Origin of the sequence: Nonomuraea terrae (genome assembly GCF_004348995.1) — a bacterium.
Taxonomy (GTDB): domain Bacteria; phylum Actinomycetota; class Actinomycetes; order Streptosporangiales; family Streptosporangiaceae; genus Nonomuraea; species Nonomuraea terrae.
Genome location: NZ_SMKQ01000062.1, coordinates 1 through 14,101 on the forward strand (window position 1 = coordinate 1; position 14,101 = coordinate 14,101).

The window sequence follows — 14,101 nt, forward strand, 5'->3', positions numbered from 1 at the left end:
GGGGCGGACAGGGGCCCGGGGGGAAGGGCCATCAGCATCAGACCTCTCAGGTTGGGAGCGCTCCCAATGCCACGATAAACGCTGATGTTCACTCTTGGGAATCCGCCGCGGACAAGATTGTTTCGCGCGCGAGGGTCAGGGGATGTGGGCCAGGGCGCCGTAGGTGCCCGAGGCGGCGGGGTCGGCGGCGCAGGCGACGGCGGAGCCGTCCGGACGCCACTCCGGCACCCAGACCAGGCCCGGCTCCAGCAGGTCCAGGCCCTCCAGCAGAGACTCGACCTCCTCGCGGGAGCGGATCGCGAGACGGGGCAGCGTCATGGCGAGCAGGTCGCTGATCGCCGGCAGCAGCTCGTCCGGCACGCCGTCGAACGTCGTGTGCAGCAGGCCGAGGAAGCTCCCGGGCGCCGCCGTGTGCCGCAGCCGCTTGACGACGTAGTGGGCGTACTCGTCCTCGTCGAGACAGTACGTCGACAGCAGCAGGATCGCCACCGGCCGGTCCCAGTCGAGGTACGTCTGGACGACGTGGTCGTGGAGCATCTCGTCGATCTCCCGAACGTCGCCGTCGACCACGCGGACCAGGTCGGTGAAGGGCTCCACGGTGGCCTGCGCCATGGTCACGACCATCGGGTTGTTCTCCACGTACACCACCCGCAGATCACGCGTCGCGGCGGCGCGGCGGGCGATGTCGTGCAGCAAGAGCCCGTCCGGCAGGCCGGGGATGCCGCTGCCCACGATCATGAACTGGTCGACGCCCTCGCCCGCGGCCAGATGGCGGATCGTCCGGGTCAGGAACTCCAGCACGGCGCGGGCCGCGTTCGTGAGGGCCGGGGTCGCCTGGTCGAAATGGCGCACCGTGTCCCTGTCCGCCAGGAAGTTGTTCTTCCCGCCGGCCGCCGCGTCGAAAATCCGCGTGATTCTGGCTTGCGTCGTATCGAGCTTGGCCAAGTTTCGGACAGCACGTTGGTGCATGAGCGTCGCCCCTTTCCCCTCGCCGCCGTCTTCTCCTGGAAGCGATCTATGGACCTCACTCGATGACTCTGACCATATGTTCCAACAATTCCAGTCAATGACAATACGATAGACCGGTTATTTCAGGAAATGTTTGTTACCTGAATGCGCGCGGAGGCCCTCTCCGAGAGCGCCGCACGGCGCGCTGGTGACCGTCCTGACCTGGTGATTTCCTCTTGAGATACGAGCCGGCGGGGCGTCCGAATGATCGTCTTCGCCAGACCGCCGGGGTTCTGCGACGGTGGCTGGTACCGATGGGAGGATTGGGACAAGGTCACGCTAGATACGTTCCCTGTGTCAAACCATCACGATCCTTGAATGTCGGAATGGGTGTGGCGAAATTCGCGATCTCGGGCGTGAGCGGCGATCTTCCCGGCGGAACGCACCCCTGATTTGACGCCGCCCAGGAGGGACCGGTAACGTCCCCCACCCCTGGCGACGCCTTCGGAGCCGCGGGTGGGGGTCCGACCCCACCGGCTCTCTGGAGGATTCGATGCCCGGCGACCCCACGTTCCGGCAGCGCGATTTCCGCCTGCTCCTTCTCGGCCAGACCACCAGCCAGCTCGGCGCGCAGGTGAGCATGGTCGCCATCCCCCTGCTCGCTGTCGTGACCCTGCAGGCGTCCCCGCTGCAGCTCGGCCTCGTCACCGCCTCGGGGACGATCGCGTTCGCGCTGATCGGCCTGCCCGCCGGCGCCTGGCTCGACCGGTGGCGCCGCCGCCCGGTCCTCGTCGCCGCCGACCTCGTACGCGCCGCGCTCCTGGCCACGATCCCCGTGGCGGCCCTTCTCGGCACGCTGTCCATCACACACCTCGTGCTCGTCTCGCTGCTGACCGGCGCCGCCCGGGTCTTCTTCGACGTCGGCTACCAGAGCTACCTGCCCTCCGTCGTCGGCAAGGGTGGCCTGCTCGCCGGGAACGCGGCCATGGAGACCATCCGCGCCGGCGGCCAGCTGGCCGGTCCGGGGATCGGCGGCTGGGCGTCCACCCTGGTCGGGGCCGCGAACGTGGTGCTGATCCAGGTGGCCGCGTTCGCCGTGTCGGCCGCGTCGCTGCTGGCGATCACGACGCGCGAACCGGCCGCCCCGCCCCGGCCGCGAGGGGAGCGGCTCGGTACGGAGATCCGCCGCGGCCTGGCCTTCGTCGTACGGACCCGGCTGCTCCGCGCGACCCTGCTGACCAGCGCCGCCTGCAACTTCGCCTTCGCCGTCGCCTCGGCGGCCGGCTTCGTCTTCATGGTGCGCACCCTCGGCCTGTCGCCCGTGGCGATCGGGGTCGTCCTCGCTTTCGGCTCGACCGCCGTCATGATCGGCGCGGCCCTCACGCCCCGCCTCGCCCGGCGCTTCGGCTCCGCCCGGATCATCTGGCTCTCGCTGGCCGTGACCGGCCCCGTGGCGCTGCTCGGACCGCTGGCGGAACCCGGGTGGGGGGTCGTCCTGCTCGTGATCGGCACCGCGACCGGCGAGCTCGGCCAGATCGTCTACTCGGTCACGAACGTCACCCTGCGCCAGCGCCTGTGCCCCGGACACCTGCTGAACCGGGTCAACGCCACCATGCGCTTCTTCATGATGGGCGTCTTCCCCATCGGCGCCCTCCTCGGCGGCGTTGTGGGGGAGACGGCGGGGCCGCGCGCCACGCTGTGGACGGCCGCCGTGATCGTCCTGCTCTCCCCGCTGCCCCTCTGCGGCGCCCTGCGCGGCACCCGCGACATCGAGGAACTGCCCGCCTGGAAAGAAGCGCCCTGACAGCCTCGGACACGGACGCGATGGTGACAGCCGAGCGGCAGTGAGCGAACAACGACCACGGAGCCTCGCCGTGATCCGGCGCCGCTGCCGACCGGACGGGTTCGACGGGTCCGGTCAAGCAATCCCGCCCGGTGCGCGGAGCGGTTGGTCAGTGCTGGGTCGTCGCGATGAGGCGTCGCAGTGCGGCCTGGGCGGGTGGGCCCCATGTGGCCTTGCCGCCTGGGCGGCCGCGGACGCCGGCTTCGCCGATGAGGATGCCGCTGAGGGCGCGGAGCACCGCCCATCCGCGGGCGCGGCGCAGGGTCGCGGCGTCCGGGGCCGGCTGGTAGGCGGCATGAAAGCGGTCGGTCGTGTCGTCCGGCAGGAGAATCCAGGCGGCAGCGAGGTCGCAGGCCGGGTCGCCCGCGAAGAGGTCGCCGAAGTCGATCACGCCGCAGATGGCGCCGTCCGCGGTGAGGACGTTGGCCGGATGCAGGTCGCCGTGGAGCCAGAGCGCCGGGCCGGCCCAGCCGGACGCGGCGGCGTCTTCCCAGACCGCGCGGACGGCGTCCGGGTCGGGGATGAGCCCCAGCTAGGTGGCCGAGGCGAGCCCTTTGGCGAAACCCTCGGAGTAGCCGGCCAGCGGCCCTCCGCGGTCCCGGCCGGTGGGCGCCTGTTCGGGGGCAGGGTGGTGAAGTGCCGTCAGGAATGCGGCCAGGGCGGTGGCCGCCTCCGCGGCGCGCGTGACAGGGGCACGGTCGGCGGGCGTGCCCCGCACCCAGGTCGTGACGATCCAGGGCCGCGGAAACCGCGCGGAGGGCTCCCCGAGGCGCTGCGGAACGGGAACCGGCAGCGGAAGGCGCGGGGCGAGGACGGGCAGCCAGGTGTGCTCCTTGAGCAGCAGCGCGTCCGCGGACTGCGTCGCCCAGGGCAACCGGACGGCGAGGTCGTCGCCGAGCCGCCACAGCTGGTTGTCCCAGCCACGCGCGCCGAGCCTCACCGGATGATCGGCCAGGTCGGGGTGCTGCTCGCGGAGCAGATCCCGCACCAACTCCGCGGTCACCTCGATCTCGGTGTGCGTCATGGAGAGCAACAGTAGCCGGATGGCAGCCGGGGCTCGCCGTGCTGGGCACCCTGCTGGGCGCGGCCAACGCGGTCACCATTCCCATCCCCCTGTGGGCCGGGACGCCGGCCGACCGATTCGGCGCGCGGCCGCTGGTCATCGGGGCCCAGATCCTCCAAGCCTGGTCGTTCCTCGCCTACGTATGGGTGAACGAGCCCATCGGGATTTGCCGTCCAAGGCGATTCACGAACCCGCACAGCGGATATCGAGCCGATAGCCCGCTTCGCAGGCCTGAACGGTGTGAGTCGCTGCAGCTTTCGTCAAGCGGATGATCGCTGAGCGTGGATGGTCAGGACACGACCTGGTCGGCGAGGCCGAGGCGCATGCCGCCTGGTCCAGCACGCCGAATACGACCGGGTGCACCGTCGGCGGTTCGCCTGACAAGATTCCTCGTGGTGGATCCCGCCGTTTTCCGGTCGCACCCACACAACGGCTGTCACCCCGTACATTCTTCTTCCATGGTGCTGCGCATCGGCGGAGTCATCGCGGGAGTGTTCGCGCTGCTGTTCGCGGCTCCAGCCGCCTTCCCGCTGCACAACCTCGGCCCGCGGCTCGGAGTCGACGGGTGCCCGACCTCGCCCGCCGGCGGGTGGGAGGGCGGCGATCGGCCGGGGGCGCTGGTGCCCGCCGACGGGGCCGTCTCCGTGACGATGTGTGAGCTGCCACTGGCGACGGCGCAGCGGCTCGCGGGAGCGTTGCCGCGCGTTTCGGTACCGGTCAGAAAACTCACCACTCAGGTCGACGCGATGGTCGCCGAGCTCAACGCGTTACCCACGCGCGACGTACTGGAGGCCGAGCTGCGTGAGCGGGAGGCGGCCAAAGGACACGTTCTGGGAGACGACCTCCACCTCGGCGAGGTGTGCACCGCCGTCGGTTACGGCACGAGCCTGTCCTTCGTCGTGCACTACGGGGACGGGCGCACATCCGCCGTCGTGCTGGTGGACCGCAACTGCGGCACCGCCCGGTACGCGGACCGGACGAGGTTCGGCAATCCGAGTGACGCCTTTCTCCGCCATTACCGGGCCCAACTGGAGACTCGGCCGAAGCCCTCGGCGCTCGCCGGATGCGCGGCCGAGTTGCCCGCCGCGGACATCGACCTGACACACGCACGGGGTTGGCCGCGAGATGACGTCGCGGCCAACCGGGGCCCCGGTTGGCGCACTTTCCTGCCCAGCCCGCTGTCGGCGGCCACCGCCTGCCGGTACCGGCTCGACGGCGACCTGCTCCGGCTGCGAGCCCAGGTCCGCATCCCGGACGATCTCGTATCCGTGCGTTCGCTGATCAACACTTCGACGGCCGCGAACACCGTGACAGGCAGCGGAGGAACGGAGAACGTCACCAACCTCACTGACTGCGGGCTGGCGAGATCCACGCGGCCGGCAGCACTCGACGTGGTGTGGGTAGGCGACAGCACCGGCGCCATCGCCGAGGTACGGATCTGGCGCGCCCCCTGCCAGGCCGTGTACACAGGGTCCACAGGCGGCAAGATCCCCACGGCGCAGCTGCTGTCCCGCCTGGACGCCTGGCTGGGCCGCTAGACCGCACTGTACGTGACGATCGACGACTGGCCAGGAGACGCATCCCGCCAAGGACCCCCGCCCAAACTCACCGATGCCGAGTTACTGACCCTGGCAGTGGCCCAGTCGTACGTTCCGCATCAAGGTCGCCGTTCAGTGGCAGAAAGCATCAGCCGGGGACTGGGCCGCCTACGCCGCCGATGTCAGCCGCCGCAATGCACCGCACCAACCGATCCACGAACCAGGAGCGACACCATGAGATGGGACGATCACCGCGTCGTCATCACGGCCGCCGGCCGCGACTTCGGGCGAACCCTGGCCATCCGCCTCGCGGACCTCGGCGCCGAGGTCTTCCTCTCGGCACGCGAACTCGCCGCCGCTCAACGAGTCCGCGACGAGATTCGCAACCGCGGCCATCAGCGGGTGCACGCCTTCGCCTGCGACCTGACGGACCCCTCCTCGATCCGCGACTTCGCTTCCAGCGTCGCGGAACACACGGACCGCGTCGACGTACTGATCAACAACGGCTCTCGCTACCTGGCAGGGCCGGACCTGCTGTCCGCAACCGACGCCGACGTTGTCGACACCATCGCCTCTGGCGCCACCGGCACGGTCCTGACCACCAAGAGCTTCCTCCCTCTGCTGCGCAACTCGGAGATACCAGATGTCGTGACGATGGTCTCCGCCTGCGGAACACCGGGCCACCACCGGTCGGACGCGCACGACGCCTTCTACGCGGCCAAGAGCGCTCAGGCAGGGTTCGCCGAGATCCTCTCCAAGCGCCTGCGTCCTCAAGGGGTCCGGGTGATCTCGCTCTACCCGCCTGACTTCGACAACGCCGACCCGCTCTCCGAGGAATGGGAGACCACCCCGCGCGCGGCCAAGGACGCCCTCACCGCGCACTCGCTCGTGGAGTGCATCCTCTTCGCCGTCGCCCAGCCCCGCGACTGCTTCATCAAAGCGTTCCACTTCGAACAGGTCTGAGCAGTGCCCTCGCACGCCGACTGATGCCAGGTCCGGCAAGCCACCGCCGCTCAGGACCACAGGCACTCAGGCAACATCGAGACCCTGGTCGGCGAAGCCGGCATCGATCGCACTGCCGAGCCGGCGCAGCTCGTGCAGGCGCCGAACATCAGCAGCCGGACGTCCCCCCAGGGGAGACGTCGCCGAGCCGCCCGCCACCGGCTCCACGCTCAAGCCCGCCGGGTTCTTCGACCTCGACCCCGCCATCGACCTGGCCCCGACGAGCACGCCGGGAGGTCACTGCCATGCCTGAGGCCCCCTGCACGTAACGCAATCTTTGGGGGAAAAGTCACGTTCAGGTCCGCCAGGGGACACCTGGCGGTCGGGCGGGGCCGCTGCGATGACCCGGTGATCTCCCCGAACAATCCCTTACGCCGCCGCGGCTTCCTCGCCGGCGTCGGCGCCGTCGCCGGGCTGGCCGCCTTCAGCCAGGTCCCGCTCGAAGGCACCGCGCTCGCCGCCCCCGCCCTGCGCGGGGGCGCGTACCCGTTCACCCTCGGCATCGCCTCGGGCGACCCCACGCCCGACGGCGTCGTGCTGTGGACCCGGCTCGCGCCGGACCCGTTCAGCCCCGACGGCGGCATGCCGACCAGCGCGGTGCCGGTCGACTGGCAGCTCGCCCTGGACGAGAACATGAACAAGGTCGTCCGGCGCGGCACCGTCTCGGCGCTGCCGGAGCTCGCCCACTCGGTGCACGTCGAGGTGGACGGGCTGGAGCCGAAGCGGCACTACTACTACCGCTTCCGCTACCGCGGCGACGTGTCCGAGGTCGGCCGCACCCGTACCGCGCCCCCCGAGCACGGCGGTCCGGGCTCGCTGAGCTTCGCCTTCGCCTCCTGCCAGGACTGGACGCACGGCTACTACGCGGCGTACCGGAGCATGGCCGAAGAGGACCTCGACCTGGTCGTCCACCTCGGCGACTACGTCTACGAGTACGGCGTGCCCGCCGACGGCGGCCTGCGCAAGACCCCCACGCCCGACGTGCTCCGCGACGGCCCGCGCGACCTCGACCGCTGGCGCATGCAGTACGCCCTGTACAAGTCCGACCCCGACCTGCGGCGCACCCACGCCCGCTTCCCCTGGCTGGTCACCTGGGACGACCACGAGGTGGCCAACGACTACGCCGGCGCGTACGGCCCGATCGACGCCAACCGCGCCGCCGCCTACAAGGCGTGGTACGAGCACCAGCCCGTCAGCCGCCGCTCACTTCCCCGCCCCGACGGCTCGCTGCTGCTCCACGGCCGGACGAACTGGGGCCGCCTGGCGCAGATCGACCTGCTGGACACCCGCCAGTACCGCAGCGCGCCGCCGTGCGGTTGGGGCGAGGCCCCCGCGTGTGCGGCGGGCGACGACCCGACGAAGGGCACCATGCTCGGCGCCGCCCAGGAACGCTGGCTGCTGGACGGGCTGCGCGCGTCGAAGGCCCGCTGGAACGTGATCGCGACCAGCGTGATGATGGCCCGCCTCGACCACGACGGCCCCACCGGCGACATCATCTGGCACGACGCCTGGGACGGCTACCCGGCCTCGCGCCGCGCCATCACCGACACGTTCGTCTCGGCCAAGGTGCGCAACCCGATCCTGGTCGCCGGCGACTGGCACTCGACCTTCGTCAACGACATCCACCAGGATTTCGACCGGCCCGACTCGCCGGTCGTGGCGACGGAGTTCGTCGGCACGTCGATCACCACGAACGGCGACGACGAGGTCTACGGCCCCTACTACGGGCCCATGATCAAGTGGAACCCGCACATCAAGTTCTTCGACGGCGACCGGCGCGGCTACGCCACCTGCCGGGTGGATCGGCACCAGTGGCGCACCGACCTGCGCATGGTGCCGACCGTCAGCCGGCCCGACGCCGCCGCGACGACGTTCGCGTCGTTCGTCGTCGAGGACCGCCGTCCCGGCGCGATCAGGCTCTAGCCGCCGCCATCTGGCACTCTGGTGGCGGAGAAGCGAGGAAGGACCCCCCATGCGCTGGAGCGAGATGTCGACGAGGCGACGGGGCGCGCTGGTGGTGCCGGGATGCGCGGAGATCGCACTGACCTCGGCCGTCGCGGTGGATCTCGCCTTCCGCCCCCAGGACGACGTGCGCGGGCGGAAGGCGCTGTGGTGGGCGGGAATCTTCGTCCAGCCGGTCGGGCCCATCGCCTACCTGCTGTGGGGACGGCGCCGGCCCCGCTCGTGATCCCGCCGCCCGGGCGCGCGATCAGGCTCTGGCGGCCGCGCGGCGCGACGCGACGACGTACGCCACGCTCACGATCACGAAGAACGGCACGCCCGCCCACCACGCCGGCCGCAGCGAGTCGATGAACAGCGTCGAGACCAGCACGGCCGCCAGGAAGACCATCACCACGGACGACGTCACCGGCGCGCCCCACAGCCGCACCGGCGACGCCGGCAGCCCCTGCGCCGCGCGGGTACGCCGGAAGGCGTGGTGGGTGAGCAGGATCAGGAACCACACCACCAGCGCCCCGAACACCGACACCCCGAACAGCGCGAGGTACGCCCCGCTCTCGCTGGCCGCCGAGACGCCCGCGGCCAGTGCCAGCCCGAGCGCCGACAGCGCGAGCGCGTTGCGCGGCACGCCCGAGGCGCTGAGCCGGCCGGTCCAGGCGGGGGCGTACCGGTTGGCGGCCAGCGAGTGCAGCATCCTGGTGGTCAGGTAGAGGTTCGTGTTGGCGCTGGACAGGGCGGCGGTCAGCACGACGAAGTTCATCACGGTCGCCGCCGCCGGGATGCCGGCCGCCGAGAACACGCTCACGAACGGGCTCTCGGTCACCTCGCCGCCCTGCGCGGTGGTCGTCCACGGCACCACGGTGAGCACGACCGAGATGGCCAGCACGTAGAACAGCGCCAGCCGGGTGACCATGCGGCGGGCCGCCCGCGGGATGTCGCGCACCGGGTTCTCCGACTCCGCGGCGGTCACCGAGACGGCCTCGGTGCCGATGTAGCTGAACAGCACGAACACCATGGCCAGGAACAGCCCGTTCACGCCGTTCGGCAGGAAGCCGTCGTGGGCGGTGAGGTTGGCGGTGCCGGTGGACTCGGCGCCGGGCAGGCCGACGGTGATGAGCAGCACGCCGAGCAGGATGAACACGACGATCGCCACCACCTTGATCATCGCGAACCAGTACTCGACCTCGCCGAACAGCTTGACCGCGACCGCGTTCACCGCCAGCACGACCGCGGAGAAGACCACGACGGGCAGCCACAGCGGCAGCGCGGGCCACCAGAACTGCACGTAGATCCCCGCCGCGATCACCTCGCCGCCGATCGCGATGACCTGGATCGTCCAGTACGTCCAGCGCACCACGAACCCGGCCCACGGCCCCAGGTACCGGTGGGCGATCGCCCCGAACGCCCCCGCCTCCGGGTGGACGACCACCATCTCGGCCAGCGACCAGCCGATCACCAGGGCGACGCCCGCGCAGATGACGTAGGCGAGGATGGTCGCCGGGCCGGCCTGCGAGATCGCCAGGCTGGAGCCGAGGAAGAGCCCGGTGCCGATCGCGCCGCCCAGCCCGATCATGGTGAGCTGTCGGCTGGTCAGCCTGCGATGCAGGCCGGAGGTGGTGTCGATGTCCACTGGTGACCTCTCGGGGGGATGATCACGCCTTACGGCAGGCGCGGATGGCGTCGACGACCGCGTCCACGTCGGAGCGGTCGTTGTAGTAGTGGAAGGACAGCCGCAGCAGGTCGCCCCGCGGCGCCGTCCAGACGCGGCGCTCGGCCAGCCGCGCCGCCAGCCGGTCCGGGTCGGCGTCGAAGATCGCCACCTGCGGGCCGCGCGCGCCCGCCGGGCTCGCCACCCGCTCGCCGTCGGCCGTCAGCCGCTCGGCCAGCTCCTCGACCAGCGCCGACACGTGCGCCCGCACGTCGTGCAGGTCCACCCGCTCGATCAGGTCCAGCCCCGCGTTGGCCGCGTACGCCGACGGGACGGGCGGCGTGCCGGTCTCGAAGCGCCTGGCGTCGGCGGGGAAGTCGAGCAGCCGGGGATCGAACGCGAACGGGTCCGTGCGGCCGAACCAGCCGGTCAGCTCGGGGTCGCGCTGCCGCTCCAGGCCGCCGCGCACGTACAGGAACGCGATGCCGGGCAGGCCTAGCAGGTATTTCAACGACCCGGCCACCAGGTAGTCGCAGCCCAGCCGGTCGACGTCGATCGGAACGACGCCGGCGCCCTGGTAGGCGTCCACGAACACCCGCGCGCCCCGCGCGTGCGCGATGCGCGCGACGTCCTCGACCGGTAGGCGGGCGCCGTTGCGGTAGGTGTGCAGCGGCACGGACACCAGGTTGACGCTCTCGTCGATGACGGCATCGTACGCCTCCGCCGCGACGTTCTCGCCGGTGTCGGCCGCCACCGTGACCTTCGCGCCGCGCCTGCCCTGGGCCAGCCAGACGTGCGCGATCGACGGGAACTCCAGGTCGGTGGTGACGACGCCCGGACGGCGCGACCAGTCGAGCGACGAGGCGGCCTGGTAGGCGGCCTCCGACGCGCACGACAGCACGGCCACCTCGTCCGGCCGCGCGCCGATGAGCCGGGCGAACCGCTCCTTGGCCCGGCCCACCTCGGCCATCCACCGCCCCCACGGCGCGCCCTGCTCCCGCAGCGAATGCCCGATCTCCTGCAGCGCGTACGCCAGCCGCGACGACAGCGCGCCCTGGCTGCAGCTCGCGAGGTGGACGGCGTCGGCCAGGGAGGGGAACTCGGCCCGGAACTGAGTGGCGTTCAGCATCTCTGACATTTCGGGCACCCTATCCGCGGTCTTTTAACCAGGTCAATACGTCTTTAATGGCATTGATCCTCACGAAGCTGCCCATCGGAGGGTGAACTAGGATCGGCGGGTGATTGGCGCCAGGATCCGTGAGCTGCGTACCGAGCGCGGGCTGACCCTCGCCCAGCTCGCCGCCGCGGCCGGTGTGTCGAGCGGGCTGATCAGCCAGGTCGAGCGCGACCTCGCCGACCCGAGCCTGGAGACGCTCAGGAAGATCGCGAAGGTGCTGGACCTGCCGCTGTTCAGCCTCTTCCAGGAGCCGGCCGCCGCCGCGGTGGCCGTGGTCCGGCGGGAGGGGCGGATGCGCGTCAGGTCGCCGGCCGGCGGCATCTCCTACACCCGCGTGTCACACGGCCACGGGCGGCTGGAGGTGCTGGAGGGCTGCCTGCTGCCGGGCGGGTCCTCGGCCGCCGAGCCCTGGTCGCACCCGTCGGAGGAGTGCGTGCTCGTGCTGCGGGGCCGGCTCGTGGTGGAGGTGTCGGGCACGGAGCACCTGCTGGAGGCGGGCGACAGCTGCTACTTCGACTCCTCGCTGCCGCACCTCTACCGCAACCCGGGCGAGGAGCCGGCCGGCTTCCTCGTCACGGTCACCCCGCCCAGCTACTGAACCGGTGCTCAGTCCGCCCGGCGGCCGAGCGTCAGGTCGGTGGTGAACGTCATGTCCACGCCGTCGCCGATGAGCGCGGCGATCTCGCCCAGCAGCGCCTCACGGACGCCGGCGTCGAGCATCCGGTACGCCGAGATCGACCGGACCAGGTCGAGGTAACGGCCGGCGTCGTAGCGGCCGGGATGCTCGTAGTGGCGCTCCTCCAGGTCGGTCCAGCGCGGGTCGCCGGCCAGCTCGTGCTCGGCCTGCTGGGCGCGGACCTCGGTGCTGCGGTGCAGGCTGGACGTCGTCACCTCGTAGCGCCGGTCGACGGCGGCGAGCTCGGCCCGCAGGGCGGGGTCGGTGACGACGTACTGGTTCCAGAAGACCGCGACCGCGCCCGACGGGACCAGGACCGCGTGGGCGAGGTCCCAGCGGCGGTCGGGGTCGACCCAGTGCCAGGCCTGGGCGGAGTAGAGCAGGGCGAAGCGCCGGTCGGGCACGTACTGCTCGAAGATTCCGATCTCGACACGGGCGTCCGGGCACTTGGCGGTCAGCACGGCGGCCATGCGGGGGTCGGGCTCGACGCAGGTGAGGTCGGCGCCGTGCGCGGCGAAGCTCACCGTGGCCTTGCCGGTGCCGGCGCCCACCTCCAGCGCGGGGCCGGGGGGCGCGTAGGCGAGCACGTCGGTGACGAGCCGGTCGGGATAGCCGGGACGGGCGGAGTCGTACTCCGTGGCCACGCTTCCGAACACCACGCTGCGCTCGCGGTCGACCGGCATGCTTTCCTCCTCCGGGGTCGGGCGTGCCGATTCAACCACGCCCGCCGGGACGCGACCGGGCGGGGGTCGCCGTTCGGCGGAGGGCCGTGAGGGCCACCGGGCCGCGAGGGAAGATGAAATCTCGCCGTATATCGCTATATAAACGCTTTAGTCGGTTGCCGGAATTTTGCCGGTCAACGGGAATCCCGGGAAAAGGGCAGGAAACGCGGCCGGGGCCCGCACCTGGTGAAAGGTGCGGGCCCCGGCGCGTGGCGTGTGCCGTGTCAGGCGGGGACGATGTTCTCCGCCTGCGGGCCCTTCTGGCCCTGGACCACGTCGAAGGCCACCTTCTGGCCCTCGAAGAGCTCACGGTAACCGCCGTTGGAGACGATGTTGGAGTAGTGCGCGAAGACGTCAGCGCCGCCGTTGTCCTGCGCGATGAAGCCGAAGCCCTTTTCGGAGTTGAACCACTTCACGGTTCCGGTAGCCATCTTGATCTCCTCAGATAGGTGCTGAGACGGGTGACGCACCTTGCGAAACCCCTTGTCGCCGCATGAGCCCACCCGGAGATGACCGGAAAAAGAAAAAGCGCACCCGAGTTGCTCAGGTGCGCCAAAGTCTTTTGCTGGGTACCACAACTGCAACGTCCCCGACGTTACCACAAGCGCGGGACGCGAAGCAAATCTCGCCCGCACCTGCATGTCGCCGTCGGTCGTGGGTGGGCACCCCGGCATAAGCCCCCCGGGATTTTATTCCCGTTGTCCGGGTTTTGCCCAAAAAAATGTCATGTGTACGGTCCGCGGGGTCGTGCACGCCGCGCCGCGGCGGTACCACATCGGCGGCGCGCGCCGGGATGGCGGTCGGCGAGGCTCGCGGGCGGCTCGTCCGGGGACGTGTCACGGCCGGTCGCACGTCAAGGGCTCTCGGATGGCCCGGCAGCTGCGGCATCCTGGCGCGACCAGGTCAAACAACCGAATGGATTCGGTGCGCCGTATGGCGATATATCGGGTAATTGTCGTCGGCGCCGGTAGCCTCGTATTGCTGAGGGAATCTCCGGACGTCGCCGTTCGACATCGCCCCGGCGAACCAGAGCGGGCCCACCGAAGCCCGACAGGTGCCGAGCAGGTCAGGCGGGACGGCCCGTTCCCTGCCATCGAGCCCGTCTCCGACGCTCGCTGCCCGTACCCATCAGGGGAACCCCATGACAGCCAGGCGTTCCATGCCGCCCGAATCGTCCCCGACGGTCGTCGCCCTGTCGGGTGAGATCGACCTCTGCACCGGCGACGCCGTACGCCGGCGGCTGACGGCAGCGCTGTGCGCCGGTGACCGCGTGGTCGTCGTCGACCTGTCACGGGTGACCTTCTGCGATGCCGGCGGGCTCGGCCTGCTCGTCGCCGCCCATCGCCGCGCGCGCACCCAGGGCGTCACGCTCTGGTTCCGGGGGCCAGGCCCGCGGATGACCCGGCTGCTGAACATCACCGGCCTGCGGCACAGCCTGCCGCTGATGGGCTGATCTGGCCGGTTTAGGGGCGGTTGTCAGCGGTAGAGGCGCAGGTAGCTCCCACGATGGAGGGCTCACCGACCG

General features: G+C 70.8%; 12 protein-coding genes and 2 pseudogenes. 8 read left to right on the top strand and 6 right to left on the bottom strand.

Going from position 1 to position 14,101, the window contains the following annotated elements; all coding sequences use genetic code 11:
* Nucleotides 1-135 precede the first annotated feature (135 nt).
* A complete protein-coding gene (locus tag E1286_RS20965; RefSeq protein WP_246075012.1) occupies nt 136-945 on the bottom strand; it encodes an SAM-dependent methyltransferase in 810 nt (269 codons plus the stop codon).
* A 556-nt stretch (nt 946-1,501) separates the two neighbouring features.
* On the opposite strand from E1286_RS20965, the gene E1286_RS20970 reads away from it, so the two are divergent.
* Nucleotides 1,502-2,752, top strand: coding sequence for an MFS transporter (locus E1286_RS20970; protein WP_132615064.1), 1,251 nt, complete (start codon nt 1,502-1,504; stop codon nt 2,750-2,752).
* A 148-nt stretch (nt 2,753-2,900) separates the two neighbouring features.
* Here E1286_RS20970 and E1286_RS20975 read toward each other — a convergent pair.
* Nucleotides 2,901-3,815, bottom strand: a pseudogene (locus E1286_RS20975) (phosphotransferase).
* A 497-nt stretch (nt 3,816-4,312) separates the two neighbouring features.
* On the opposite strand from E1286_RS20975, the gene E1286_RS20980 reads away from it, so the two are divergent.
* The 5 genes and pseudogenes from E1286_RS20980 to E1286_RS20995 all read left to right on the top strand — a co-directional run bounded on the left by E1286_RS20980 (nt 4,313) and on the right by E1286_RS20995 (nt 8,582).
* On the top strand, nt 4,313-5,392 hold the full coding sequence (locus E1286_RS20980) for a hypothetical protein (RefSeq protein ID WP_132615066.1): 1,080 nt from the start codon (nt 4,313-4,315) through the stop codon (nt 5,390-5,392).
* A gap of 6 nt (nt 5,393-5,398) precedes the next feature.
* Nucleotides 5,399-5,500, top strand: a pseudogene (locus E1286_RS52085) (IS982 family transposase); the annotation flags it as partial.
* 126 nt (nt 5,501-5,626) lie between these two features.
* Nucleotides 5,627-6,355 (top strand): SDR family oxidoreductase, encoded by a 729-nt coding sequence (locus tag E1286_RS20985; RefSeq protein WP_132615068.1) that lies wholly within the window; start codon nt 5,627-5,629, stop codon nt 6,353-6,355.
* Nucleotides 6,356-6,742: 387 nt separating this feature from the next.
* Nucleotides 6,743-8,317 carry an alkaline phosphatase D family protein gene (locus E1286_RS20990; RefSeq protein ID WP_132615070.1) on the top strand — a complete coding sequence of 525 codons (1,575 nt, stop codon included), beginning with the start codon at nt 6,743-6,745 and terminating at the stop codon, nt 8,315-8,317.
* A 49-nt stretch (nt 8,318-8,366) separates the two neighbouring features.
* The gene (locus E1286_RS20995; RefSeq protein WP_132615072.1) at nt 8,367-8,582 is read left to right on the top strand and encodes a PLD nuclease N-terminal domain-containing protein; all 216 of its coding nucleotides are present in this window, start codon (nt 8,367-8,369) and stop codon (nt 8,580-8,582) included.
* A 21-nt stretch (nt 8,583-8,603) separates the two neighbouring features.
* On the opposite strand, the gene E1286_RS21000 is transcribed toward E1286_RS20995, so the two are convergent.
* Together E1286_RS21000 and E1286_RS21005 are read right to left on the bottom strand one after the other, a co-directional pair.
* Nucleotides 8,604-9,983 carry an amino acid permease gene (locus E1286_RS21000; protein WP_223190176.1) on the bottom strand — a complete coding sequence of 460 codons (1,380 nt, stop codon included), beginning with the start codon at nt 9,981-9,983 and terminating at the stop codon, nt 8,604-8,606.
* A gap of 22 nt (nt 9,984-10,005) precedes the next feature.
* Nucleotides 10,006-11,139, bottom strand: coding sequence for an aminotransferase class V-fold PLP-dependent enzyme (locus tag E1286_RS21005; RefSeq protein ID WP_132615074.1), 1,134 nt, complete (start codon nt 11,137-11,139; stop codon nt 10,006-10,008).
* A gap of 100 nt (nt 11,140-11,239) precedes the next feature.
* Between E1286_RS21005 and E1286_RS21010 the strand changes: the two genes are divergently transcribed.
* Nucleotides 11,240-11,776, top strand: coding sequence for a helix-turn-helix domain-containing protein (locus E1286_RS21010; protein ID WP_132615076.1), 537 nt, complete (start codon nt 11,240-11,242; stop codon nt 11,774-11,776).
* Nucleotides 11,777-11,784: 8 nt separating this feature from the next.
* Here the strand turns inward: E1286_RS21010 and E1286_RS21015 are convergent, their stop codons facing one another.
* Both E1286_RS21015 and E1286_RS21020 read right to left on the bottom strand, forming a co-directional pair.
* Nucleotides 11,785-12,537 (bottom strand): class I SAM-dependent methyltransferase, encoded by a 753-nt coding sequence (locus tag E1286_RS21015; protein WP_132615078.1) that lies wholly within the window; start codon nt 12,535-12,537, stop codon nt 11,785-11,787.
* Between the two features lie 263 nt (nt 12,538-12,800).
* Nucleotides 12,801-13,007, bottom strand: a complete 207-nt coding sequence (locus E1286_RS21020; RefSeq protein ID WP_090764044.1) for a cold-shock protein — start codon at nt 13,005-13,007, stop codon at nt 12,801-12,803.
* Between the two features lie 710 nt (nt 13,008-13,717).
* Here E1286_RS21020 and E1286_RS21025 point away from each other — a divergent pair.
* Nucleotides 13,718-14,029, top strand: coding sequence for an STAS domain-containing protein (locus E1286_RS21025; RefSeq protein WP_132615080.1), 312 nt, complete (start codon nt 13,718-13,720; stop codon nt 14,027-14,029).
* Nucleotides 14,030-14,101: the final 72 nt, after the last annotated feature.

Coding starts and splice junctions, on each gene's coding strand:
- E1286_RS20970 (WP_132615064.1), top strand. CDS start 1,502: ATGCCCGGCGACCCCACGTTCCGGCAGCGCGATTTCCGCCTGCTCCTT.
- E1286_RS20980 (WP_132615066.1), top strand. CDS start 4,313: ATGGTGCTGCGCATCGGCGGAGTCATCGCGGGAGTGTTCGCGCTGCTG.
- E1286_RS20985 (WP_132615068.1), top strand. CDS start 5,627: ATGAGATGGGACGATCACCGCGTCGTCATCACGGCCGCCGGCCGCGAC.
- E1286_RS20995 (WP_132615072.1), top strand. CDS start 8,367: ATGCGCTGGAGCGAGATGTCGACGAGGCGACGGGGCGCGCTGGTGGTG.
- E1286_RS21005 (WP_132615074.1), bottom strand. CDS start 11,139: ATGTCAGAGATGCTGAACGCCACTCAGTTCCGGGCCGAGTTCCCCTCC.
- E1286_RS21015 (WP_132615078.1), bottom strand. CDS start 12,537: ATGCCGGTCGACCGCGAGCGCAGCGTGGTGTTCGGAAGCGTGGCCACG.
- E1286_RS21020 (WP_090764044.1), bottom strand. CDS start 13,007: ATGGCTACCGGAACCGTGAAGTGGTTCAACTCCGAAAAGGGCTTCGGC.
- E1286_RS21025 (WP_132615080.1), top strand. CDS start 13,718: ATGACAGCCAGGCGTTCCATGCCGCCCGAATCGTCCCCGACGGTCGTC.